This window comes from Photobacterium gaetbulicola (genome assembly GCF_003025515.1).
GTDB classification, from domain to species: Bacteria; Pseudomonadota; Gammaproteobacteria; order Enterobacterales; family Vibrionaceae; genus Photobacterium; species Photobacterium gaetbulicola.
Window position 1 is genome coordinate 21,021 of sequence record NZ_PYME01000022.1, and the last position, 25,166, is coordinate 46,186.

The 25,166-nt window shown below is 43.0% G+C and carries 23 protein-coding genes; 14 read left to right on the forward strand and 9 right to left on the reverse strand.

Annotated elements, in window-relative coordinates; genetic code table 11:
- Positions 1 to 4: 4 nt before the first annotated feature.
- The 3 genes from C9J03_RS18220 to C9J03_RS18230 are packed head-to-tail and all read right to left on the reverse strand — an operon-like array spanning position 5 to position 1,317.
- On the reverse strand, positions 5 to 325 hold the full coding sequence (locus tag C9J03_RS18220) for a DUF202 domain-containing protein (protein ID WP_044623638.1): 321 nt from the start codon (positions 323 to 325) through the stop codon (positions 5 to 7).
- A complete protein-coding gene (locus C9J03_RS18225) occupies positions 322 to 693 on the reverse strand; it encodes a YidH family protein (RefSeq protein ID WP_044623637.1) in 372 nt (123 codons plus the stop codon). Before C9J03_RS18225 ends, C9J03_RS18220 begins: the two co-directional genes overlap by 4 nt.
- 6 nt (positions 694 to 699) lie before the next feature.
- Complete coding sequence (locus C9J03_RS18230) at positions 700 to 1,317, reverse strand: Crp/Fnr family transcriptional regulator (RefSeq protein WP_052260638.1); 618 nt, start codon at positions 1,315 to 1,317, stop codon at positions 700 to 702.
- A gap of 207 nt (positions 1,318 to 1,524) precedes the next feature.
- Here C9J03_RS18230 and C9J03_RS18235 point away from each other — a divergent pair, with 207 nt between their 5' ends.
- Positions 1,525 to 2,340: a sulfite exporter TauE/SafE family protein gene (locus C9J03_RS18235; protein ID WP_039460426.1), complete on the forward strand. Its 816-nt coding sequence runs from the start codon at positions 1,525 to 1,527 to the stop codon at positions 2,338 to 2,340.
- Between the two features lie 103 nt (positions 2,341 to 2,443).
- Here the strand turns inward: C9J03_RS18235 and C9J03_RS18240 are convergent, their stop codons facing one another.
- The gene (locus tag C9J03_RS18240) at positions 2,444 to 2,842 is read right to left on the reverse strand and encodes a triose-phosphate isomerase (RefSeq protein WP_052829801.1); all 399 of its coding nucleotides are present in this window, start codon (positions 2,840 to 2,842) and stop codon (positions 2,444 to 2,446) included.
- A 215-nt stretch (positions 2,843 to 3,057) separates the two neighbouring features.
- Between C9J03_RS18240 and C9J03_RS18245 the strand changes: the two genes are divergently transcribed.
- Positions 3,058 to 3,780, forward strand: coding sequence for a sulfite exporter TauE/SafE family protein (locus C9J03_RS18245; RefSeq protein ID WP_044623635.1), 723 nt, complete (start codon positions 3,058 to 3,060; stop codon positions 3,778 to 3,780).
- Between the two features lie 372 nt (positions 3,781 to 4,152).
- Entirely contained in the window at positions 4,153 to 4,830 is a 678-nt protein-coding gene (locus C9J03_RS18250) for an SDR family oxidoreductase (RefSeq protein WP_044623634.1), read from the forward strand.
- 98 nt (positions 4,831 to 4,928) lie between these two features.
- On the opposite strand, the gene prsT is transcribed toward C9J03_RS18250, so the two are convergent.
- On the reverse strand, positions 4,929 to 7,691 hold the full coding sequence (prsT, locus tag C9J03_RS18255) for an XrtA/PEP-CTERM system TPR-repeat protein PrsT (RefSeq protein ID WP_044623633.1): 2,763 nt from the start codon (positions 7,689 to 7,691) through the stop codon (positions 4,929 to 4,931).
- Positions 7,692 to 7,861: 170 nt separating this feature from the next.
- Here prsT and C9J03_RS18260 point away from each other — a divergent pair, with 170 nt between their 5' ends.
- From C9J03_RS18260 to C9J03_RS18280, 5 genes are read left to right on the forward strand one after another with little or no spacing between them, the layout of a single operon-like run.
- Positions 7,862 to 8,974, forward strand: coding sequence for a GNAT family N-acetyltransferase (locus C9J03_RS18260; RefSeq protein WP_039460434.1), 1,113 nt, complete (start codon positions 7,862 to 7,864; stop codon positions 8,972 to 8,974).
- 39 nt (positions 8,975 to 9,013) lie between these two features.
- On the forward strand, positions 9,014 to 10,741 hold the full coding sequence (locus C9J03_RS18265; RefSeq protein ID WP_044623632.1) for an arsenate reductase/protein-tyrosine-phosphatase family protein: 1,728 nt from the start codon (positions 9,014 to 9,016) through the stop codon (positions 10,739 to 10,741).
- A complete protein-coding gene (locus tag C9J03_RS18270) occupies positions 10,731 to 11,714 on the forward strand; it encodes a polysaccharide deacetylase family protein (protein WP_052829800.1) in 984 nt (327 codons plus the stop codon). The genes C9J03_RS18265 and C9J03_RS18270 overlap by 11 nt, the downstream gene beginning before the upstream one ends.
- Positions 11,707 to 12,729, forward strand: coding sequence for a glycosyltransferase family 2 protein (locus C9J03_RS18275; RefSeq protein WP_044623631.1), 1,023 nt, complete (start codon positions 11,707 to 11,709; stop codon positions 12,727 to 12,729). The genes C9J03_RS18270 and C9J03_RS18275 overlap by 8 nt, the downstream gene beginning before the upstream one ends.
- 1 nt (position 12,730) lies before the next feature.
- Positions 12,731 to 13,513 (forward strand): hypothetical protein, encoded by a 783-nt coding sequence (locus C9J03_RS18280; RefSeq protein ID WP_044623630.1) that lies wholly within the window; start codon positions 12,731 to 12,733, stop codon positions 13,511 to 13,513.
- Positions 13,514 to 13,603: 90 nt separating this feature from the next.
- Here the strand turns inward: C9J03_RS18280 and C9J03_RS18285 are convergent, their stop codons facing one another.
- Positions 13,604 to 15,205, reverse strand: a complete 1,602-nt coding sequence (locus C9J03_RS18285; protein WP_052829799.1) for a polysaccharide lyase domain-containing protein — start codon at positions 15,203 to 15,205, stop codon at positions 13,604 to 13,606.
- A 66-nt stretch (positions 15,206 to 15,271) separates the two neighbouring features.
- Between C9J03_RS18285 and C9J03_RS18290 the strand changes: the two genes are divergently transcribed.
- The 6 genes from C9J03_RS18290 (at position 15,272) to C9J03_RS18315 (ending at position 21,493) form a co-directional block, all read left to right on the forward strand.
- Positions 15,272 to 16,192, forward strand: coding sequence for a hypothetical protein (locus C9J03_RS18290; RefSeq protein WP_146149092.1), 921 nt, complete (start codon positions 15,272 to 15,274; stop codon positions 16,190 to 16,192).
- Between the two features lie 8 nt (positions 16,193 to 16,200).
- Positions 16,201 to 17,679 (forward strand): oligosaccharide flippase family protein, encoded by a 1,479-nt coding sequence (locus tag C9J03_RS18295; RefSeq protein WP_044623628.1) that lies wholly within the window; start codon positions 16,201 to 16,203, stop codon positions 17,677 to 17,679.
- An 85-nt stretch (positions 17,680 to 17,764) separates the two neighbouring features.
- The gene (locus C9J03_RS18300; protein WP_044623627.1) at positions 17,765 to 19,105 is read left to right on the forward strand and encodes a putative O-glycosylation ligase, exosortase A system-associated; all 1,341 of its coding nucleotides are present in this window, start codon (positions 17,765 to 17,767) and stop codon (positions 19,103 to 19,105) included.
- A gap of 72 nt (positions 19,106 to 19,177) precedes the next feature.
- Positions 19,178 to 20,206, forward strand: coding sequence for a GHMP family kinase ATP-binding protein (locus tag C9J03_RS18305; RefSeq protein WP_044623626.1), 1,029 nt, complete (start codon positions 19,178 to 19,180; stop codon positions 20,204 to 20,206).
- Positions 20,194 to 20,778, forward strand: coding sequence for a D-sedoheptulose-7-phosphate isomerase (locus C9J03_RS18310; protein ID WP_039460451.1), 585 nt, complete (start codon positions 20,194 to 20,196; stop codon positions 20,776 to 20,778). Before C9J03_RS18305 ends, C9J03_RS18310 begins: the two co-directional genes overlap by 13 nt.
- Positions 20,768 to 21,493, forward strand: a complete 726-nt coding sequence (locus C9J03_RS18315) for a nucleotidyltransferase family protein (RefSeq protein ID WP_044623625.1) — start codon at positions 20,768 to 20,770, stop codon at positions 21,491 to 21,493. The genes C9J03_RS18310 and C9J03_RS18315 overlap by 11 nt, the downstream gene beginning before the upstream one ends.
- A gap of 95 nt (positions 21,494 to 21,588) precedes the next feature.
- Here C9J03_RS18315 and C9J03_RS18320 read toward each other — a convergent pair whose 3' ends face one another.
- The 3 genes from C9J03_RS18320 to C9J03_RS18330 all read right to left on the reverse strand — a co-directional run bounded on the left by C9J03_RS18320 (position 21,589) and on the right by C9J03_RS18330 (position 25,165).
- Entirely contained in the window at positions 21,589 to 22,692 is a 1,104-nt protein-coding gene (locus tag C9J03_RS18320) for a glycosyltransferase (RefSeq protein WP_044623624.1), read from the reverse strand.
- A 62-nt stretch (positions 22,693 to 22,754) separates the two neighbouring features.
- Entirely contained in the window at positions 22,755 to 23,921 is a 1,167-nt protein-coding gene (locus C9J03_RS18325; protein WP_044623623.1) for a glycosyltransferase family 4 protein, read from the reverse strand.
- Positions 23,918 to 25,165, reverse strand: coding sequence for a glycosyltransferase family 4 protein (locus tag C9J03_RS18330; RefSeq protein WP_044623622.1), 1,248 nt, complete (start codon positions 25,163 to 25,165; stop codon positions 23,918 to 23,920). Before C9J03_RS18330 ends, C9J03_RS18325 begins: the two co-directional genes overlap by 4 nt.
- Between the last annotated feature and the right edge of the window lies 1 nt (position 25,166).

Consider the following 25,166-nt stretch of genomic DNA (forward strand, 5'->3'; position numbering starts at 1 on the left):
AATCCTAATTTAAACTTGGGGCCCAGAGGTAGGCAAGGTAGCCAATTGCCAGCAGTGCAATTAGCAGAGAGAGAAATTGTTTTATCCAGCACTCATTGGTCGAAACCGTCATGTTATTTTCGAATACTTGGGTAAACCGATAGCGGCTGTACAACGAGGCAAGTATTGCCAGTAGCATCGTAATAAAACCCATAATGGGTAACGCAATGAAATGGCTATGCTCGGTTACTTTGAGAAAGAGCAGCCCCAAAGCGAATAAAACCAGCTGTGTCCTTAGCCAAGACATGGCCGTTCGTTCAGGCTGCAGGCCGGGATCGCTATTCATAACAGGATAACCAAAATTACAACCGAGGTAAGGAACAACATCACCAGGCTAATGATCTTGAGAAAGCCGGTATATTTGAGTTGCTGGTTAGCCCGCATAGCCTTCTCATTTTGGGCCCAGCGGCGATAGGCAAATACAGCCAGCAGACCTGAGCACAGGCACAAAAAAGAGGAAAGGCTGATCCTAACAAGCGGATCGGCAAGATCCGGTGTCAGTTGGTCAATACCGATAGCCCCAGCAAGAAGCGCCAGCGCTGTGCGTATCCAGGCCAGATAAGTCCGTTCATTCGCTAGCGAGAAGCGGTAATCTGGTGCCTGCCCTTCATGGCGCCAAGTCTTGCGCGGAAGTCGACGTCTGAGTGGTTTCATGATGCGTTAATTGACCAATAGTGATTTACGGTAATCAGCGAGCTGGTGGAGGCTGACGGGAAGTGGCTTGCGGCTGTTGCTTTCGAGTATTCCCGATTCTTTCAGTGTCTTACAGTAGCGGATCACGGTTGTGGTGTCTGTACCGCTGTACTCGCCGATTTCCCGGTAGGTCCAGGGATACTCGGGATAGGTGTGGAACACATAGTAGATGGTATCAAGGATACGCTTTTTGGCACTGAAGGCGTTGAATTGCATCAACCGCTTTTCGGCTTCGCCCAGCTCGGCACAGACTTCCTTCATCAGGAAGTCTGCAAGGCACGGTGCCGCCAAATCAAGAGATTTAAAGTCGTTAACGTCGACATGAACTATTTTGCTATCGAGCATTGCCCGTGCGGTGGACGGGTAATGTTGATTGGTGAAAAGAGAGCGGTAGCCGAAAAAAGATCCCGGGCCGTAGATCCTAAGGAGAGATTCTTTCCCCGTTTCAGAGACTTGGTATAGGCCAACTAACCCCTCATCAACGTAGTAGAAGCCTTTGGCTGTTACTCCGCTGCGGTACACCACCTGTTTTTTGGCAAAACTCTTTAGCTCTATTTGATGGGTTAATTGGGTTCGAATATCCACAGCTATTATCCGCTATACACAATAAAATTACAGTGGATACCATACCTGATAATGAGATAAACAAATATGATCGTCGCCATAAAAATTTACTGCGGTTACCATATTAAAGCTGATCACCGCCATAAAATTTAATTGAGATGTTCTTATAAAATAGGCCTAGTAAAACTTTTAAAAGTAAATAATTACAATTATGCTAGGAAACACAATATGGATATGTTCAGTCTTGTGACCGAAATATTAACTACCGATGGGATCATGCTAAAAATTGCTCTTGGCAGTATTTTTGGATTGTGCCTTGGATTAACTGGTGTCGGTGGTGGCGTTTTATTGATCCCGATGCTGCAAATATTTTGTGGTATGGCACCAGTGCTCGCTGTGGGTACCGCAAGTTTAATCTCAGCACTGGTAAAAATAAATGCCTCTATCATTCATGTCAAAGCGAAAAATGTCTCATGGCGGCAAATCTCAATTTTATTTATCGGAGCAATGCCGCTGACTTTTCTAGTGACCCAAATTGTTGTCTATTTTAACCAGCACCCATTACATGCAGATGTTACTCAGTCAATCATTACCGGTTTGGTAACCGTGGTCATGGTTGGCTCCTTGGTGTCTGTTTTTCATAAGTTCAGGGCAAAGCCTCAAGCCAAATTAGCAATGACAGGTACCGGAAATACCGATAGAAAAGCTTTATTATCCGGTATGTTTTGCGGCTCCGTGCTTGGCTCGACTGGCGTGGGCGGTGGCGTCTTATTACTACCGGTATTGAATAACATATTGAATGTGGATATTAAAAAAGCCATTGGTTCATCGGTTGTACTGGCGCTTTTCCTGTCAGGTTTTGCCGCGCTAGGGTATGCCAAAGGCGGGCAGGCAGATGTGAGTACTGCCATTTACTTTGTGTTTGGTTCATTTATTGGTGTTCCTGTTGCGGCTTCGCTATTAGAAAAGATCTCAGAAAAAACAACGTATTTAATTACTTTAACAGTGATATCGGTGAGTTTGTTAATGTATACCTTGTTTTAACATTGTTACTGAATTTTATTTAATTATGGTGTCATAGGAAATAGTCAAAAAAGCCCCGCCTAAAAATTATGGAGGGGCTTTTTATTTTTTATAATATTATTTTCTATGAAGTGTAAATTGATAAGATCTTGCCAAGCTCATCAACTTGAAAACCAATGGGATGGATGAAGTTCGTCAGGGCAATAAGTCCGCCATCGAGTTGATAAATATCAGCGAGCATCGCTGCATTTTCAGCTTTCAACCCCCCACCATAAACGACAGGTGGAGTGGTTTTGAAATTGGCATTGACTGTTTGCTTGATGAAATCTGTGATAAGCCCAATATAATCACTATTCGGTGGTGTTTTACCTGGGCCAATCGCCCAAACCGGCTCGTAAGCAAGTATTATATTGCCCTCTAACTGTGCGGGAGGGATTTTTGCAAGGCTTCTAACGATTTGGTTCTCCAGAACGATTTTAGCTCTCGCTAGCTTCTGATATCTAGCAAAGGCATTTGGGGGCACTGGTTATCTCCCACCGTTATCCTTTGTTCAATAATGTGTGCGACAGGGTGATTGAATGGCCTGATGACAAGATCCAGACCGTCAATGGGGTATTTTGATGAGGGTAAGTGTTCAGTTGGGGTAGGGTAGACAATTATATCCGTTCAACACGTTTGTGTAGTATTATCCTTTTAATTTAACACCTTGTTGTAAAGCACTTTTTTGGTTGTATTTTAATGTTTGAGTCCACGGTTTTATTGGCTGCGCTTCTGATCTTTCTTGGCTCCTTTGTCCAGACGGCAATTGGTTTTGGACTGGCTATTGTAGCTGCTCCATTGTTGTTTCAGCTTTCTCCCCAATATGTACCGGCCCCGATTTGTATTGTGGCGTTAGTCATATCCATCATCAATGCCTTCAAGCTTCGCAGTAGCGTATCTATCGGAGGATTGAAGTCGGCCATCATCGGTAGGGTACCGGGTTCGCTGTTGGGAGGATTTTTACTGACCGTTGTTTCCGGTGCCACCCTGTCTCTGTGGCTTGGGATAATGGTCTTGATCGCTGTGGCTATCAGCGCATTGCCCTACCGCTTAAAACCGACGCCAAAACGTATGCTAATAGCTGGTTTTATGTCCGGGGTCATGGGGACCAGTTCTTCAATAGGCGGGCCGCCGATGGCGTTGCTGATGCAGCACGAGGAGGCTGCAAAGCTACGGGGTAATCTATCGGCATTTTTTGTCATCACCTCATTGATGTCGCTATTCGTCCTGTTTTTCTACGGCCACTTCACTATAGACCATATCATGATCACTTTGCCACTTCTCCCTGCTGCGTTAATGGGATATGGATTGGCAAACAAAGTTGTTCATAGGATCCCCCAACACTCAATGCGTATCTTGGCGCTGCTGCTCTGTTTGGTCAGTGGATTGACAGCAATTATCCAGGGGCTAGCGGGGTTCTAGTGTTGGTTTGGACCGGTTTAAATAATGTGTTGGAGTTGTGGTTGGTTTTTGAAGGCAGACAAGCTTGTATGCAAAGACTACTTTATTACCATCAGTCCTCCCCAAAAAAATAGTGCTTTATGTTTGAGGGGAACTCGTCTTTATTCGAGCGCAGGTACTAATTGAAGCATTCAGGAGCTCTTAAGGATCGCTTGGGCCTCATTTCGGTTGCACAACATGGAATACCTCCCTGACGATACCGGTGCTGATATGCAGATGTTAAAGCCAGTTTAATTCTGCTTTGCGCAAATGACCGAGACAGATAAAACCATATGGTTATCGTATAAAGTGTGACAAACTGGTTGATATTGATGATCACTAGATAGGGACAAAATGAAGCGGATTTTGGTGACAGGAGCAACGAGTGGGATTGGTTACGCGTTGGCACAACAGTTATGCAATAAAGGACATAGCATTATTGCCACTGGTCGTAATCGTGACAAATTAGAGGAGCTGGCGGCACTGACGGGATGTCATATTATCGCGGCCGATTTGCGTGATCCTGAGCAAGCCGTGGGACTGTTCGAACAGGCGGTTGAGAAACTCGGTGGGTTAGATGTATTGATCAATAATGCCGGAATGAATTCTCGCAAATGTGGTATTGATGAATTCACCCTAGAAGAGTTTGACTACCAATACGCTGTCAACTTGCGAGCACCGGCCTTATTGAGCCGCGAAGCATTGAAGGTCATGAAACCGGCCAGGTCTGGGCAAATCATCAATGTGCTCAGTACTGTTGCTAAGCGCTCAAATGAAACCATGGCTGTTTATACGGCAATGAAACAAGGGTTGGCGGGTTTCAGTGCGATATTGATGAAAGAGGCTCAACCACACGGGATCAAGGTCACCTCACTGTTCCCTGGCGGGGCAGATACGAATTTCAGGGAAGCTGAACGACCGCAGTATATGCAGCCGGAAAGTGTTGCGCAGACTATTTCTGTATTGCTCGATTTGCCGCAAGATGTGGTGATGCATGAAATGGTATTTAGGCCGCCGGTTGAATTAGAGTAATCCACTGAACTAAGCGGTACTCCAAGCCGTTGATGGAGTACCGCAATTTTTAACATGTGTAGAAGCGTTTTATTTGGCCCTGTTTATATGGGGCAGTATTACCTTATTTCAGTTTGTTGGTATAAACGCTTTTGCTGTTCGATGTGTTCTGCCTTGACTGGGTTAACTCGATTGAGCACTCTTCGCGCTTTTTCTGGATGGTTATTTAGGATGAGGCTTTCAGCATAATGAAAGCTGATGTCAATATTGTTGCTCCTTCCTTCGTATGCCATTTTTAACGGTGCCATCGATGCTTCATGTTGACCCGTTTTTAAAAGACAGTAGCCGTAAGTATCTTGTATTTCCGGTGCGTTAGGTGCATTGTTATAGGCTTTGAGTGCATAACGGCAGGCGTTCTCAAAGCTATTTTCATTAATATAGAGCCATGCAATATTGTTCAGGGCAATCACATTTTCCGGCTCGTTCTTCAATATGGAAAGGTAGGTATTGACGGCCGCTTTGGGTTCAACGTCATTTTGAATTTGTGCGAGAAGCAGATGAAGTGCACCCTCTGAACCGGGATTTTCTTTGAGTCGACGTTTTAGCAGAGCAGTAGCCGCATCGTATTGATCGTTAGCGATATAAGCGAGCGCAAGATCTTTGGCTGTAATAGAGCTTGGGTAAGTGTGGTAGCGTTTCTCTGCGAAAAGGACGCTTTTACCGTAGTCTTCTAATGCAGAATATATTTTACTTTGCAGCTGGAGGTAGTAACTGGTATTTTTGAACTTTTCAGGCAGTTCAGCCAATACGGATTGGCTTAGTAATGGTTGTTGATTGAGTAACAATAAAGTTGCACGCATAAGAGGGAAATAAGCTTGTTCAATGAAAATTTTCTCAGCGTCTAACGCATATTTAATACCCTTATCAAAATTCTTCGTTAACTCGCTTAGTTGGACAACACGTAGATAGGCCTCTGGACTGCTACGGTCTTGCTCTACCCATTTTTCAGCAGCCTGAAAGGCTTTCCGGTACTCATGAAGTTGGAAGTAGAGCAGAGTCTTGAGACTCCAAACATCTGCGGTCTGTTCAATGATCGGCAATTCTTCTAGTAACTCTATCCCTTTGTCCGATTGTTCGACATTCGCGTAGATCCTTGCCAGCAGCATACGGAATTTGATGTTGTTTTGATTATTATTTAGTAGATCTTTGTAGAAGCTAATGATTTTATCAACCTGATCAGTTTGTGATGCAAACCGGTATAAAAACATAGCGATCGTAAAGTTATCGGGGTATTGTTTGGCCAGTGTGAAGGTATCATTGTAAGACTGGTCGGCATTGTCATTCAAAGCGTGGATCTGAGCGATCGATAGTTTTGCTTTGATGTTGTCAGGTTCTAGAGTTAATACTTTCTCAAATATTGAGTTTGCAAGGGTGTATTCTTCTTTCTTTATAGATATATAGCCTTTTAGCAAAAGTGCAGAAATATCATTGTTATTGCTTGCAATCCATTTATCTATGACCTCTTCGCCTTTTTCAACATCACCATTAGTAAAGTGATAATAAGCTAAACCAATATTGGCTTCCAGTTGGTCTGGGGTGGATTTTAGAATGTTCTCTAATGTCTTAATACCTTGTTGGTCATTGTTTGCTGCTCGCACTAGACCAATCCGTAATTGCCCCGCTTCTGTTGAATGCAACTCAGCTTTGTCAGCAAGGGCCATAGCATCACTATTTCTTCCAATAGACGAAAACTCTAAACTCATCCTAGTGACAAAATTATTGTAATCTGTGTTTGATATGTCGAAATCATTAATGTTATTGAAGGCTTCGTTGATTTTGCCGATTTTGAATTGGGATGCAACATAAAGTTGCTGTAAGTAGTGATCATCTTTTAGATAAGGTGCAACAACTTTAAAGTTTTGATAAGCATCTTCGTAGTCATTTTGCAGGTAGGCACACATCCCAGCGATGACATAAGAGCTAAAGCTATTTGAGCCTTCCCGGATGGCTGTTTTCGCATGTCTTCTTGCTTCAATGAAGTTGGAGTTAGCGTATTCAATTAATGCCTGGAGATCATTAGCTACTGTATGTGATGGGATAATTTTAAGTATATCAGCGATATAGGGCCTTGCTTCTTCATATTTTTCATTTTTGACAAGAGCTTGTGCCAGATAAAGCTTATAGTTAGCATTATCTGGTGAAGTATCTAATATTTTCCGATATAAAACAGTGGCTTGTTCATATTTTGATTGTACAGATAGCACATGTGCAGTCAGTAGTAGTGCCTCAATATTATCGGGGTGAAGCACTCGCATTTTATTCAGTAAGGTGAGTGAATCGTCAAACTGCTCTTTTTGGGCGAGTAACTGTGCATGGGCAAGATTAAAATATAGCCCGTTGAAACCGAGCGCTTCAGCCTGACTCAAGACAGAGCGAGCTTTGTCTAAGTTGTTGTTTCTCATCAATGCAATGGCATTAATTGCTAGCAATTCAGACTTAATATTTAAACTCTGCCTGTCAGTATTAGAAACTAATTCTTCAATGGCTGTAATGTCATTGTTTCCCAGCAGAGCTCGAGCCAATAGAAGTTCTATCTGGGTATCATCTGAACCATGCCTCAATGCTGTTGACAGCTCTTTTTCAGCCGAGGGGTAATCACCCCGTGACAAATAAATTTCTCCCAACAAAACCCGAGGTTCTGTAGCTATCTTGTCTTTTAAAATTGCATTTTTTAGTTCAATGACTGCGGCATTGTACTCTTTGTTTTGAATATGGTTCTTCGCATTTGCAATATGAATTTCAGGGGAATCATTACCACAAGCAAGTAGATTTATTGATAATAATAATACAGAAATTGTTGTTACTATTGTTTTGTTGAACATTGGCTAAGACCCTAATATCAATACCAAAAGACATCAAAAAAAGTATAGTCGTAGTTTATTTTTTTTGTCTAAATTTATCACAAGTGCGAAGTTAATATTTCTTCATAGCGACTATACTCACTACTGGAATGAATTCTGATAGGGCTTATCTCTAACTCTTTGGTGTGCGAGTGAATAGACAAAATAATGCAATCGATTGTGAGTTGTACTTTTGCCCTGATCGGGAGTGGCTACAACAGGCTTGGACAGAGCTAGAAGCACGTTCAGAGCCAAATATTTTTCTTTCGTGGCTATGGATTGGCAGTTGGTTTAACAGTTTGGTTGGTGACTATTATGTCGTTGAAGCGAAAATAAACAATGAAGTCGTCGGGTTAGGGGTGATTATCACTCGAACAGACTCTTATTACCGCTTCTTTAGAGGTGTACCCTGCTATCTGCACCGTATTGGTGACGAATTAAGTGATCAGGCATGGATTGAATATAACGATTTCTTGATGGTGAAAGGTCAAGAGGACTCAATTCGCCATGAAATGATCACAACAGTGATGCAAGAGATCGTGGGCAACGGTAAGTTCATCGTGGGAGCTAGTCATAGTGAGGTGACTGCTACTATGTTGGATAATTATGGGATTGAATCGATTTGGGAGAGTTATACATATCAGATCGATCTGGAGCTGCTAAGAGATCAAAATAAGACATTGAGCGAGGCAATTTCACGCAGTGCCCGCTATCAGATAATGCGCAGTATACGCCTTTACCAAGAGTATGGTGAACTTAAAGTTTCTACGGCAGATTCTGTTGAGGAGGCCTTAGCCTACTTTGAGATGGCAAAGCCGATGCACATCCAGCGCTGGGGAGATCAACTCGGACAGAGTGGATTTTGTAATCCCCAGTTTACTCGGTTTCATGAAATGCTTATTCGCAGTGGAGTGCCATTAGGTCATGTGCGTTTGCACAAAATTACTGCTGGCAATGAATTGATCTCTATTATGTATAATTTTCATTGGCACGGAAGAGTTACATTTTATCTTAGTGCATTAAATTATGATTTGTTCGATAAGCATCTTAAGCCAGGTATGGTTTCACATTTTATGCTAATTAATATGGCTATGGAGCAAGGTTTTAGTCGATATGACTTTATGGCTGGAACGGCTCGCTATAAAAGGACATTCGCAAATTCCACGTCCTCACTCTATGTTTATGAAATGCGTAAATCAAAGTCGCTATTGGCTTTGAAGAATAAATTGCGATACGTGAAGCATCAGCTATCGGAATGGCGGTAACGGTAGGCGAGTAATTAGGATGATGCACAGGGGACGTCAATGAAAGGAAAGGTACAGCCAAGGGTATTAATCATAGGGGAGGATACACGTAGTTTTTTAGGTGTTATTCGTTCCTTAGGGAAAGCTGGCTATGATGTGCATGTAATTTGTTTTGACCGAGCCAGTCCGGCCTGCGCTAGCCGGTATATCAAAACGGTAAAATATTATAATTATCAGTCTTACAGCCAAGAGGATTGGCGAGAGGCTGTGTTGAGCTTGATCGAACGCTACCAGTTCGATGTCATTGTGCCGTGCGATGAACGTGCAATATATCCACTTTGGCAAGAAAAACACCGTCTCCCTGCCCATACGGAGCTGGCCATTGCCAATGACGAAGCGTTAGAGATTCTGTTTGATAAGTGGAAAACAAAAGAGTTAGCAAGGTCATGTGGTATTCCTGTTGCATCTGGAAAGCAAATTAACCCAACGAATGTGACTTACGACGAGTTAGCTGCCGAATTTGGTAACAGCTTTGTTATCAAGCCGCTGCAGTCTTTCAATCAAGATTCATTACATCGCCGGCAGAATGTCACAATTGTGCGTCAGGCTTCAGATTATCATCAATCCCATTTTACCCGTACTCCCGTTATGGTGGAGCAGTACTTTTCAGGGGGAGGGGAAGGGGTGTCAATATTTGCGGTGAATGGAGAAGTGCAGGTGGCATTTGCCCATCGGCGTGATGCTGAATCAGAGGGAGGCGGAAGCTCATATCGTTTTAGTATCGCTATCGACCCAGATCAACTAGTTGCGGTAAAGAAAATATGTGAAAAAGTAAACTATACCGGTGTGGCGATGTTCGAATTTCGCCGCAACTTGCAAAGTAACGCGTGGATTCTGGTTGAAGTCAATGCCCGTTTTTGGGGTTCTCTCCCGCTAGCCTTATTCTGTGGTGTGGATTTTCCGCGGTACTATATTGATTATTTGACGACGAATAGAATTGCCGAAAGCATACTTCAAACTTACCCTGTCGGTTATTTTGCACGAGCACTAACGGCTGATTTATATCAAACCCGCCGATTGATTCGTTCTGCTGGCGGTTGGCCTAAGGCAATACGGCGCTTTCTGCAATATGGCCGTATTGCTGGGGGGAAGGAAGTCATCGATAGTTTTTCTGTGTCAGATTTCAAACCATTTTATCTCGAAGTCTTGGCTATCATTGGCCAATTCACCAAGGCATTGACCAAGCGAATTCCATCATTGCTGCGTATTCGCAGTATGGTAACACGGTACCGACTTAAGAAACTCTTCAAAGAGCAACCAGAGCGTCGCCTGATTTTTATCTGCTATGGCAACATAATGCGCAGTCCTTTTGCCGAGCAGGTGTTTAAAAACAGATTGGAAAGCCACTCACAGCAATTAGTGACGGCCTCCTATGGGTTTCATGCCCCGGAAAACCGTCAGAGCCCGGTGTCGGCTCGGCAGGCGGCCCAGCAGATGAACTATGACCTCGAACAGCACCGCTCCCGATGCTTGCGGCAACGTGATCTGCATCCTACCGATATTATTTTCTTTTTTGACGAGCGCAACAAAGCACTATTGACTTCTTATTACGATGTGAGGAATGCGTTTTTTATTAATGACCTCATACCTATAAGTCAATCGATGATCTACGAGGTGACCGATCCCTACGGTTTGGATGTCGATGGGGTGAAGCAATGCTACGAACAAATTGAACTGTCGGTGAAACAATTAATGAATTATTGTAAAGGCGGATTATATGGGCGCTAAACTTGCTGTTGTTATCCATGCTGAAGAAGAGTTTGATTGGGATGGCGGCTTTTTTCGTAGCAATAGCGATGTGACTCACCATGTCGAATTGATCAATTTGATACAGGCGATGATGCATTTAGGTGCGCATGTGACGCTGGCCATGGATTACCCCTTTGTGACAAGTGCGGGCGGTCAACAAGTTATAAGGTATTGCAAAGAGCAATCAGAAGGTATCATTGAGTTCGCATCACACCTTCACCCTTGGGTAAATCCTCCCTTTGATGAACCGGTACAAGGTGATGAAATCTCAAACCAGTATTCCTACCCTGGCAACCTTAGCTATGAACTTGAGTATAAGAAGTTACAGGTACTGACGAATAAGATTGAGGAAGTCACCGGTCATCGTCCAGTCACTTATCTTGCCGGACGGTATGGAATCGGTGCAAACACCCAGGATATCTTGAGCGCCTTGGGGTACAAGGTCGATCTCAGTATTAGTGCATTTAGTAATTTCAGTCATCAGCAAGGCCCTGATTTTAGCCAATACAATAATGCGCTATTTTTTCAGAATAACATTACTTATTTGCCGCATACTTGCTGCCGTATTGCTCGTTTTAGATGGTTAAGCCATTGGCTACAAAATCACCCGTCTTCATTAAACGGACGAGGAGTTATGAGCCGAATAGTGAGGAAGCTATTGGGTATCGTCACTTACCGGCTATCACCGGAAGGAGCCAATCTTGATGAGCTGATACGAGCTGCGAGCCACCAGATAGCGATGGGGTATGAGCATATGGTTCTGTCTTTTCATTCGCCGTCTGCAAAGCAGGGTAAAACACCTTATGTGCACACACATGAAGATAAGCTGCGTTTTGACTCAGTCACGCTTGAGTTTATCGAGTGGTTTATGCGTCAGCCTGATGCAGAAATGTATACACCAAGCCAATTGTCTAACCCGGTTCTGACAACACTGGAGGAGCAGCATGTCTAATTCTGCAAGGCCATTTTTCAGTGTAATTATCACGACCCGTAATCGTCCTGGTTTGTTTAGGCAGGCATTAGAATCGGTGTTAGGCCAAGATTTTGCTGAATATGAAGTCATAGTGGTCAATGATGGTAGTAGCTCAGAACATCTGCAATCATATCAAGACCTGTTGGTTCACTATCAAGGTAAAGTACGCTTTTGCTCCTTGATTCAGCGGAGCCGGGGACATGGACATAGTTATGCGATGAATCATGGCGCTTCAATCGCAAAAGGAAAATACCTTTGTTTTATTGATGATGACGATTATTGGATAGATATGGGCTATCTAAGCCGTCTATACCATAATATTCATTCAGAAAATAAACAGGTCGATTTATACATATCCAACCAACAGGCTTCTTATTGCGATGGAACACCAGCAGACGAGGTGATCTGGGTAGAAGACTTGGTTGATAAGCTGGCTTTTTATCCTAGAAAATCACAAAAAGCATATCCTATTAGCTTGGGACAGCTATTGCGAAGTGATGGTTTTGCCCATTTGAATTGTCTGGTATTTCGAGCGGAATATTATCAATATATCGATGGTATGGATGAGAACCTTCGTTACGAGGATGATCGTGATATCTATTACCGCGCTATAGATCGCGCCGAATATATGCTTTATGACCCGCTCGTGATGTCTCACCACAATATTCCAGATAAAAGCAAACAAGCGAATTTATCAACGAGTTGTGATCAGATGCAGAGAAGAGTGTATCAGTTAAGGATTTATGAAAAAGGGATTCTTAACAGTCAGCATGAAGAGTTAATGAAAGTGTGCCGTCATGGTAAAAGCAACCAACTGAAAATCATTGCGGAAGATTTACGAAATCGAGGTAACTATCGAGAGGCGGTATCCTATGCGTGGCAGGGGCTAGTGGTGAGGTTTAGCGTTAAGTGGTTACTATATACACTGTTATTGAGCTTTCGCGGTCTATTTGCCCCAAGAGTAAAGTTGATAGTCAAAGAAGATGGAGTCTAATGTGGAATCAGTTAAGGATATATTGTTTAACCCCCGACTTCTGGCGCCGAGTAAGCATATTTTATTGTTAAGTCATATGCGGGCGAATAGCACGTTGATTGGTCATCTTATTGGCTCTCATCGTGATGTTTCTGGTTATTATGAGATGCATATTGGTTACTATAGCTGGAAAAGTCTAATCAACCAAAAGTTGCATTTTCATCAGGGGGATCCTGAGGAGCCTGTTACTAAATATTACTTTGATAAAATCCTACACAGCGAGCATTATGTCAGTGCTGATGTGTTGTTACGCGAAAATGTGGTCACTCTCGTGTGTTTGCGGGAGCCCCTTCAGACAATCAATAGCATTGTAAAACTCTATAGTAAAAAACATCCAGGTGATAGTTTTACCCAACCAGAATTTGCTGCGCGTTACTATATTGAACGAGTAAATATGATTGTTGAAACGGTGGAGGAACTGGTAAAAAACAAACAACGTTACTATTTCTATGACGCAAGTAATATTATTGATAATACACAGGATGTACTTAATGATATTCAAACGTTTAGCGGGTTAAAGACACCGTTTTCGACAAGTTATAGAAAGTTTGATAAAACGGGTGAACGTTATTATGGGGATTCATCAGAGTATATTCATTCGGGTGTTGTCGTTAAAAAGCCAGCCGAGACATTAGCACTGGATGTTGATGTTGATCTTTTAGAACAATGTGAAAAAGTATATCGTCAAAGCCGTGATTATCTGCTCGAACATACTTGGTCTGCCTGTGTACATGAAGCCGTTTAATTTAGTCTTAAGTACTTTATTAATTTACTTTTAAATAAAAATGAATAAAGGCCTTCCGTTAACAACGTTAGGCCTTTATTTTCCTTTACATTATGGTTTGAAGCATCCGCGGTCATCATAGATAGCACCGACATAGGCTTGACCTGGTTTGACAGCGTTGTTGCAAAAATCCATACTGGACTCAGTCACCGCTGATGCATTAAGCGTTGCATTGAGTAATGCTTCAGGCTGTTTGATCCTAAAGTTTCCTTTATTAGGCTCTTCGAAGATAGTTTTTAGTGATAGCTCGCTGGAAAACAAAGAGTTATTGTACACATAATTATTGGTTCTGTTGGACTTGGCTCTATCTCTGTCCATGATTCTACCATTGAGTATATTATTAAAAATATCAGCCTTAGATTCTTTAAACCGATTATCAATGCCAAGCGTGTTGAATAGGATATTGTTATTGATGACGACATCTTGCGAACGTTGGCTGTAGATACCTACATCATTACAATGAAGGATAATATTATTTTTCATTACAGCATCGGCGACTTCGTAGTCTGCACTTCCACGTCTATCTTGTTTATCCATACCACCGCCACCAAAAGATAGCCCCACTTGACTTCCAGGATACTGTTCTGTTTTGCTATTACAAATGATGAGGTTTTGCTCCATCACTCCGCCACGGATCCCCCCTTTCATAAAAGCACCATAACTGATTTTATTTCCATCTAGTTTGATGAAGTCATGGATTAAGTTCTTCCTGATCTGCCAATTATTGCCATGGTCAAGGTTGATAGGAGTCACTGAATGATTAGTCTGTCGTGGCGCGTTCATACCGAAAATATTGCTTTCGATAATGCCATCGTCGGGATAAACCATATTAGATTCATTGATTTTGATTGCCGCATTGAAATCATAGAACGTGTTGTTGCGGATAACCGTGTTTTTTGCTGCGCCAACAATATGTAAGGCATGCTCGCATCGTGAGTGGTTTTTGCATTGACCAATGAAATTGATACCTTCAATTTGCCAGTTGGGTTGGTCAATGACAAAACCTTCTACGGAATCAAGGTATAAATTTACTTGTCCTAATGTTTCGGCACGGATGACAACCGGTGCAAATGGTGAAGTTCTAGCTTTACTGATTGTGTAGCGCTTACTATCAAGAAGATAATGTCCATTTTTGATGACGATTTCATCCCCTTGGCGTGCATTTTTTACTGCGCTGATAAGGTCATCTTCGTTGTCGACGGAGATATAACGGCTGGTTTTGAAAAGCGGGTACTGTTGTTGCGGGCCTACCGTTGGCCAGTGCGTCGGTTGAAAATGTCCTTCGTAATAATCTGGTGTATCTTGCCGTTCAGCAAGTTCACTGAGATAGTCAGCAGATTCAGGCGAAAAAACACTAACTTTATCACTAACCATTGCGATGGCCTGATTCATTTGGCTTGGATGTAGAGATATTTGGTCAATAAAGAAAAAACCAGCTGTAAATAAGATAGCATTGGCGATTAAGCCACAAAAGATCAAATATACCTTAAGCATTTTTTTCATTTTGAGCGGTGTCCTTTTATTTTCAAAATCATATAGAAAGCTAAATACATCCCTTTTAAAAGTCATTTCATTGAAATGCTTAACATAATTATAGGTGCTGCTTGTATTTTTTTGCCAACTTGATTGGCTGAATTTAGTATCTTGTGCCATGATTATTTTGTTGCAGGATTTTATCATCACTAAGTTATGTTTAGGGTGTTCACGGAGGTAACTAAAGTGAGCCTATTGCTAGAGAAAATAACAACAAAAATTAATAAATACCGTTGTGACAAAACTTTACGACAAGTTGCAATGACGGTTCCAGCAAGTTACTCATCTCCTCACAATGTTGCTATTTTATCCATGGTTGGAAAACGGGTCGTTTATGATTACCTTGTTGCTGTAAAATCTTTTCTTTTATATGTTGGCGTGAAAGAGGTTCATGTGCTAAGTGATGGCACTTTGGATGTGGATGATATACGCGTTCTGAATCAGCATGTACCAGGTATTATTATTCATGATGCCGATGAGTTAGACATGTCTCACCTCCCTCGAGGAAACTGCTGGGAAAGGCTGGTTATGCTGCTTACTTTAGCAAAAGATCATTATGTTATTCAGCTTGATGCCGATATCGTTATTAATGGCGAAATGGGCGAAGTTTCAAAAGCGATTGCTTCCAATCATGGTTTTATTTTAGGTAACGAAAAGTGGAAAAAACCTGTATCCATGAAGGAGATGGCAAATATTGCCAAAGAATGGGGGTCTTGTCATATTCAGGGTTACTCGGAACAGTATTTTGACCGCCTTCCTTTGTTTAGTGAAAGCGATTGTCAATATTTCCGTGGTTGTGCGGCTTTCGTAGGTTTGCCTGCTTCTGAGCATTATCTATCAATACTTCGCCAGTTTTCAGCCCAGATGGAGGCTGAGATCGGTGATAAATGGTATCTATGGGGAAGCGAGCAGGTATCGTCCAATGTGATATGTTCATTATCGCCTGGAATGTCGATGCTATCATGGCCAAAATATCAAACATATCAATTTCCGCTTTCCAATGAGCCTATCAAAAATGCGTCGTTAATACATTTTATGGGTACATATCGATACCATAAAAATATGTACAAAAAAATAGCGCAAGATGCAATATCCAGTATGGTGTAGGTGAAGCAATGCAGTTCACTGATAACGAAGGCTTGTTTCATAGTGCAAAATGGGCTTTGATTGCTAATTGGTACGGCCGCCTGATTGGTATTGTTAATACACTGGTTTTGTTGAAGCTGCTGACACCAGCAGACTTTGGTGTGGCGGCATTGTCGACTTTTTTTGTCTCAATGTTTGTCGCTTTTTCTCATGTCGGCGTGGCTCATTTTGTCATCTCTTCAGATGATATGACTGAACAAGAATTAGATAGTATCTGGACATTGGGGCTAGTAACCAAATCAATTACCGCCTTGTGTCTGTATTTTTCTGCTGAGTGGATAGCCCAATATGTAAATAATCCTGCGATGTCAGGAGTGATTCAAGTTGTTGCTATCATTCCGTTTTTGTCCGGGCTAAGAAATGTGGCACTGGATCAGGCGGAAAAGCACTATAAGTTCAAGCTCATTATCGCAACCACAATGGTTGCGAGAACTGCAGGTGCCATTATATCAATTATTCTAGCGATATATCTGCAGTCATACTGGGCTTTGATCATCGGTGTCATCGCCTCGGCGACAGTTGAGACGATTGCCGGTTATGTTTTTTTTCCACGAGTTCCCAGGTTGTCGTGCAAGTATTGGCGTCAGCAGTGGGGCTTTTCCAAGTGGTTATACATCGGGTCTATCGTAGGTTATCTTCGCTCTCGCATTGATGTGATGCTACTGGGCAATATCTCTGATGCGAGAGGGGTTGGTTTATATAGTATTTCGACGGAATTTTCCTGGTTGCCTTTCAATGAACTGATAGTCCCGATTAATCGAGGTTTTTTTTCTGTAGCATCGAGGAACAAAAACGACAGTTCCGAATTTTATAATCGCCTTATTCAGCAGTTGACCTTGAATATGTTGATCGTTATTCCATGTGCCTTTGGCATGATGGCGATTTCAGCTCCTTTTACAGAGGTCATTCTGGGCGATGAGTGGCTTGACGCAACCGCTCTTATTTATACCTTGTCCCCCTTAATGATTGTGATGTCTGTATATGGTGTATTGAGTACCGTATTGACCATAAAGAAAAAAATGAAATTAATCATATCCTCGGATATATTGTTTTTTTCCGGCATTGTTACTTTTTTCTTGTCATACCAAGAAGCGGGAATTCATTTCTTGGCTCAAGGAAGGTTATGGATTGGATTGCTATTTTTTTCGTGGCTTGTTTTAATATTTATATTTGTAGTAAAGATGAAAGCCAGCGACATGGTTTTGTTATTTATCCCGCCATTGGCTGCTAGTCTCGTGATGTATATCTTTATTTTATGGCTAATAGGTTTATTTAATTCGAGTGTCATTCAGCTTGTTATTGGTATACCTATTGGAATTATCATTTACACAACACTTTATTTGTTATCCTCATATCAGTGCAGAGCTTTCTATCCATATCATTGGAAGTGTTGTGACTTTGTATTAAATAAAATGAGAAAGCGTCATGCTTATGAAGGAGGCACTTGATGGAATCATTACTTTTTTTACTTAGTTTGATTGCATTGGTCGTCTATACAAAAATGTCCATCGATGAGGATGATAAGGATTCTCAATGAGAGATATAGCATTTGTATTTTTGTTTGCATTTTTAGTGATATTTGCATTCAAGCGATCTTATATTTCAGTATCTTTATGGCTGTGGACAGGATTGTTTGTACCGGCATATTGGCTATATAGTTTTGCTCATAGCATTAGTTTTCAAACCATTATGGTTGTTATAACTGTAATTGTTTACATATTCGATAGGAATAAGAGTAAGTCTGGTTTTAACTTTCTATTCTTCCTTGTGATACTGATCTATATGCACTTTACGCTAACGACATATTACGCTATTGGCCCGGAAGAGAAAGTGTGGTTGGAGTGGGAAAAATTCTCAAAAATCATGCTGTTAACTCTATTTCTCACCTTGATAATCCGTAAGAAAGTTCATTTTACCTATATTCTGATGGTATTTGTTTTGTCATTAGGAATCATGGGGGCTATTGAGGGGCTGAAATTTATTGCATCCGGTGGTTCCCACCATATCAAAGGGCCAGACAACAATATTCTCTCGGATAATAACCACTTTGCGCTAGCTCTTGATATGGTGTTGCCATTAAATGTTTATCTTCTGGCTGAATATAGAAACTCGAAAATCAGACCATTTCTTTTAATCACTCTGGTGCTCAGCATATTGGCCGTTTTGGGTACAGCATCAAGAGGGGGGTTTATAGGTTTAGTCTGTGTGGCACTGTATTTCTTTATTACCACAAAACGTAAAACAGTGACAATTATTGGGTTCCTTATCGTTGCAGGATTAGCCTCGTTAATTCTGACAGAGAAGTGGTATACCCGCATGGATACTATCGATACTGCGAACGAAGACGGTTCATTCATGATCCGGGTGAAATCTTGGAAGATGTATACACTGATGGCGATGGAAAGACCGGTGTTGGGGGCGGGCTTTCGGTCGGTCGAAGTAGGTTATGTTTGGCGTTCTCTCATTCCTGATTTTTATAAACTGTCATTTGTTGAATCACCTGAGCCAACCGAAAAGGCTTGGGCTGCGCACAGTATTTATTTTCAAACGCTAGGTGATCATGGTTTTGTCGGGTTAGGACTTTTAGTGTCAATTCTGGTTACGGCCTTTTTGACGCTAATGAATATAATGCGCAAGGTGAAAGATATCGAACGATTACAGTGGCAGTACCAATTGGCCAAAATGTTTAAAGTTTCTTTAGTTGCTTTTTCAGTGGCCGGTGCTGCACTTTCTTTACCTTATGCGGAAATATTTTGGGCACTCATTGCGATAATCATCTCTCTTGATATTTCATGTCGGCAAAGTCTTGCCGAAATTAAGAAAGAGGAGACAGCTAAACGTAAACAGCAGCGTATAAAGAGAAGACATGCATAGATAAGTTATATGTAATTAGCCGATGTTAGTCACATTGTCTGTTCAATGTGTCATAAAGATTAAGGACCTATAATGATAGTGAGATCACGTTCGCCGCTCCGTTTAGGGTTGGCGGGGGGAGGTACTGACCTTTCACCTTATTGCGATAAATATGGTGGGTGCATCTTAAATGCCACAATAGATATGTATGCGCACTGTACAATTGAAATGGACACTTCAAAATCGGGTGTTAGTTTTTATGCGCAGGATTTGGACGAACAATATCATTCCAATTTAACGGGTCTCTTGCCATTAGATGATAGTTTGGTACTGCATAAGGCAGTATATAACCGAGTGATCGCCGATTATAACAATGGCAATCCGCTCTCTGTAACGGTTTATACCCATTGTGATGCTCCTCCTGGAAGTGGTCTGGGCTCATCTTCGACCATGGTCGTGGCGATGATTAGTGCTTATCAGAAACTCTTGAATTTACCCTTGGGTGAATATGATATCGCACGATTAGCATATGATATTGAACGCAACGATTGTCAGTTATCCGGTGGTAAGCAAGATCAGTACGCGACCACCTTTGGTGGATTCAATTTCATGGAGTTTTACGACGAAAATCGTGTGCTGGTTAATCCGCTGCGGATACGTCGCTCTATTATCAATGAGTTGGAATCGCAGCTGATTCTCTATTTTACCGGTGTCTCTCGCTCATCGGCCAAGATTATTGATGATCAGGTAAAAAATACCAATGACAATACGGAGAAACCCCTCCAGGCGATGCATGAAGTCAAACAATTGGCTTTTGAGATGAAAGAGCGACTGCTCCACTCAGATGTATCGGGAATGTCTCAACTGTTTTATGATTCCTGGTTGGCCAAAAAAGCCACATCACCGTCCATTTCCACCCCTTTGATTGAGCAGATAGAAGATCGTGCCATGAGTGCCGGTGCGAAGTCGCTCAAAATTTCAGGGGCAGGAGGCGGTGGTTTCATGATGATATTTGTTGACCCGTTGAAACGAATAGCGGTTGAGTCTGCACTGGCTGATCTTGAAGGTGAAATTCATTCATTCAACTTTACTCAAGAAGGGACACAATCATGGAAGGTATGATGTATTTTCGTAACAGCATTAGCCAATCTATCGCGGTTAAGCAGAATTTATTAGATTCACCTGACGTCATGGCGACTATTGCCGAGGTTGCTGACCTTTGCTTGGCGGCCTATCAGCGTGGTAACAAAATTATCTTGGCCGGAAATGGTGGCAGTGCGGCTGATGCACAGCATATAGCGGCTGAATTTGTTAGCCGGTTCCATTTTGATCGACCGGGGTTGCCATCTCTGGCACTTACCACTGACACTTCTATCCTCACGGCAGTGGGAAATGATTATGGGTTTGATAAGTTATTTGAACGCCAGTTACAGGCAAATGGCCAGCCGGGAGACATTTTTATCGGTATTACAACCTCGGGTAATTCGGCCAATGTTATCAAGGCGATGAATCATGCCCGTGAGCACGGTATTACTGCAGTCGGTTTAGCCGGTCAAGGCGGAGAAATACAGTATTGTAGCGATCTTTGTATTGCGGTGCCCTCAACAGATACCGCAAGGATCCAAGAATCGCATATTCTCATTGGCCACATGATTTGTGGTTATGTCGAGAAGGAGTTTTTCCATGGACACTGACGGTGAAGTTGTTGCTGTAGTTTTGTGTGGTGGTCTTGGTACCCGGCTTGGTGCGATGACACAAACGCAGCCCAAGCCGATGATCAATGTTGCCGGGCGTCCTTTTATTGAAAGGGTGTTGGATAACCTGGTGGAGCAGGAGGTCTCTAAAATCGTCCTGGCTGTTTCATATCTGCGGGAGGTGATACAGGGGCATTTTGGCTCTTCGTATCGGGGCATTCCCATTGAGTACAGCGTGGAAGATCAGCCGTTGGGAACCGGTGGGGCCATTGTTAATGCGGTCAGGCAGCTCAGTCTGGAACAAAGCCATTTGCTGGTTGTTAATGGTGATAGCTATTGTGAGTTTGACTTAAACAGTATGGTTAAGCAGTTACCCGACACCGACATTGTTATGGTAACCAAGTATTTGCACGATACCGGGCGTTACGGCAGTGCGCAAATTGACCCCGAAGGAACTATCACAGGTTTTGTTGAAAAAAAACAGAGCCGTTCAGGGTATATCAATGCTGGGATTTATTTGCTTAATGCTTCATTGCTTGCTGCCTGTAGTTTGGAAAAATTCTCTTTTGAAGTGACTTTTCTTGAAGAGGCCGCTAGCCGTAACATAAATATCATCGCTCACATATCAGACAGTTACTTTATTGATATTGGTGTGGTTGACGATTACATGTTGGCCAATGAGTATTTTAAGCAACACGACTCAATAGCACATTAGCCTGGAGCTGTGATTAATGGTAACCCGATAATGCATACATTTTTATAAAGCCGACTGTTTGTCGGCTTTATATTTTGCCAGGTTAATCGAAATGACTATACACCGTACTGGTACAACTTTGTATATTCTCCCACCATCGCCGTTTCGCTGAAGCTCTGTTCTATTCTTGACCGAGCGGCGTCTCCCATGGTGGTTAATTGAGTTCGGTGGTGATAGAACTGCAGTAAGGCAGCTGTTAATGCTTGGTGATTTTGCGAAGGAACCGTGACACCGGTGCAGCCTTCAACGATCACTTCACTAATACCCCCGACCTTGGTCACTATATGCGGGATACCCATTGACATTGATTCGAGTAGAGTAAGGGGGATCCCCTCTGCAATCGATGATAAGACAAAGGTATCAAAATGGCCATAATATTGGCGTACATCGGCTTGGCTGCCTGCAAAAGTGATGTGACATTCAGCCTCATAGCGAGAGGCTAGTTGCTGGAGTTGTTGACGTTGGTCACCATCACCAACCAGGACTAATTGCGTGTTGGTCGAGAAGTCAGGATCTTGTCGGCATGCGGCTTGATAGGCACTGATGAGCATTTGTTGATTTTTAATACTCTGAAGTCTGGCGACATGGCCAAAGGTAAATACTGTGGGCGAGGCTGGTTTATCTACCGGCTTGAAGTAATGGGTGTTGATACCATTACGGATCAATTTAAGCTTCTTGGGTGCAATCCCAACATCATGGGCCAGCCATTGATATAAGTCGTCTGATACAGCCACAATCTGATGGATAAATGCAGCGCAAATCTTGCGTAAATATCGGTATTTTTTTACTGCCCCGTTGGGATCGTAGCTGTCTCTGCCATGCTCTGCATGAACGCGTACCGGGACACGAGCAAGAGCCGCTACACATTGGTATTCAATAGTTGCCAGATTGTAGGTTTGAACCACATCCGGCTGTAACTGTCGTAATTGGCGAAACAGGTCGAGATAGATACGCAGGCTATTCCCAGGAGGCTTGTTAAGCGCTATGGCGGTGATTTCAGGCTTGATCTGCTCGATAATACTCCCAACCGTGGTGAGGCTGATAATGGTGTGACGATATCCATTTCCCATCTGGTTTATACAGTTAACAATCAGTTTTTCCAAACCACCAATATGGAACCCATGAACAATGTGAACAATATGAGTAACTGACTGGGACATTCTTTGCTCCACGCTGATTGTTTGCGAATTGATAATGAAGAGAAGCCAACAGGCATAACGGTCTATATCGGTTTTGTTGTCAGTTGCTTTTCAGTGCTTATCTGAGTGAACAACTGGATAATTTTCTCTCCATTGCCCTGCCAAGTTAATTGCTTTTCATCAATGGTTTGGCTTGCGTTACATTGCAGACGTTGACGTAATGCCGTGTCATGAATAAGTCGCTCTATCGCATGCAGCATGTTATCCATGTCACCATTTTGGAACAGCAGGGCATTGTGCTGATCATTGACTAACTCTTTTATATTGGGTGCATTAGGTGCCACTATAGCCTTACCAGAAGCTAAATATTCGATCAGTTTGAGCGGGGAGCACCACGGGGTAACGGCGGGCTGGAGAGCAATATCAATTTGTGCTAGCCAGCACGGCATTTTTTCGCGGGGGATCAGCCCCGTGATATGGGTTTGAGCGGTTATTTTCAGCTGTTTCGCCGTTGCCCTAAGCTCATCGAGCACCGGGCCATCGCCAATAATAAGGAGGTGGATATCGGGATCATTGAGACTGGCGATCCTTGCCATGACTTTGTCTAGCTGATGCCATTCTCGGCAAAAGCCCACGAAACCAAGGACTGTTTTACCTCGAAATTGTGCCATACGCTCAGGTTGTGTGTGAGTGTTGAAATGTGCCGGGTCGATTCCGTTAGGGATAACCGTGACTTGTTCAGTGCTCACGCCGGCCTCATAGATGAACTCGGCCAATACATGGCTGACCGGCAAGACATGGTCGGCATTACGCCAAGTGTAATATTCCGACCACTTGGCCAGCATTGGTAAATGAATACCGGTATAGTCATGGCGCTCTTGATAGAGTGGTGAATTAACCTCGAGTAATAGCGGCAGGGTAAAAAGTTTCTTTGCCCAAATGCCGGAAGGCAAAAAAAGATTATAACGTTCGTAGATGGCATCGGGTTGATGTTTTTTGATCGCGCGCGCGAGTAACAGAAAATCGTAGAAACAATAACCAAACTCCATCAGCTCGGCAATTGCACCGGGTAGCCGCTGCCTTAGTGTTGATACCCAGCCACCATTATCTCCGAATTCTGTCTGTTCACTGATCTTGGGAGCCACAACAATCACCTCATGCCCCTGTGCTTTGAGTACATTAATGATTGCTTCAATGTGGACGAACTGACCGTCACGTGATGCTACACGGTGATGGTAAAGAATTTTCATAGCTGTGTTTCCTTGTCTTCGTGAACAGTGGCTCCCTGCGTCGGTTTAGATGTCGCTGGGCAAGGTGAAGTCAAACGGGTGAACAGTTGATAGAGCAGGTGTGATGTTTCATCCCAGGAGAATTGCTCTGCATAAAACCGGGTCGACTGCCTGCTTGGCAAATTGGCAAGGAGTTCCGTGATGCCGCGGGCTATATCCTTGCGGTTTCGTTCGACTAACAGCCCTGCATTTGGGGTTTGAACGACTTCCGGCGTTCCCCATATATTGGTTGCCACAACAGGTGTGCCGCAGGACATAGATTCCAGCAGCACATTCGCCCAGCCTTCACGATCAGACGCTAAGACGGAGAGATCGCATGCACCAAAATAGTCGGCTAATTCCGGCTGGCTTAAAGCGCCCAGAAATGTCACCCGGTTGCTCAACCGCAATTTGTTAGCCAATTGTTTGAGGTTATTATGTTCGGGCCCTGTTCCGGCAATGAGCAGGCGGGCTGTGGGGTGCGACTGCATTGCCTCGATAACCAGGTGATGTCCCTTTCGTTTGATTAACAAGCCGACAGAAATAAAGATGGGCCCTTCGCATGGTAGTCCCAATTTTTCTCTGAGCGCGTGTTGTTTCTCTTGATTCGCAAAGCGGAACACATTCAAGTCAACACCGTTTCGTGCTGTGGAGGTTTTTGCAGGTTCCGCCCCGTGCATAATCATGGTTTGGCGAAGGGCTTCACAGACAGCTAGGTTATGGCTGCTGCGTTGTAACACATGCTTGATTTGGCGTAATGGACCAGGGAATTGAGGGATCAGGTTAATGTCTGTACCACGCGCGGTAACCGTAAAGGGTTTATTGATCTGTTCAGCGACATTGGCGATAGCAACACCATCGGGAAAAAAATAGTGGCCATCAATCAAGTCAAACTCCAGCCCTTGTTGGAGCAGGGTACTGATTTGTTTCTTCAGGCACCTTGTCAAGGTATGGGGGGTCAATTGCATCCCCACTTTGGGGACAACCACATAGCGTGGATGGTAGACAGTGATGCCGTAACGTTGTTCAACCCTGGGCACGGATGCATATTGACTATACTGGCCAAAAACGCCATGGCGAAAGGGAAACCAGGGGACCGGGGCAATAACGGTACATTCGACATCTGGATAGTGTTGGCGAAGATGCCTTAGCCTGTTTTCGACAAATACCCCATGTTTGGGATCAGTAGCGTTGGGATATAGGGTGGTGATGGTTAGTAGTTTCATG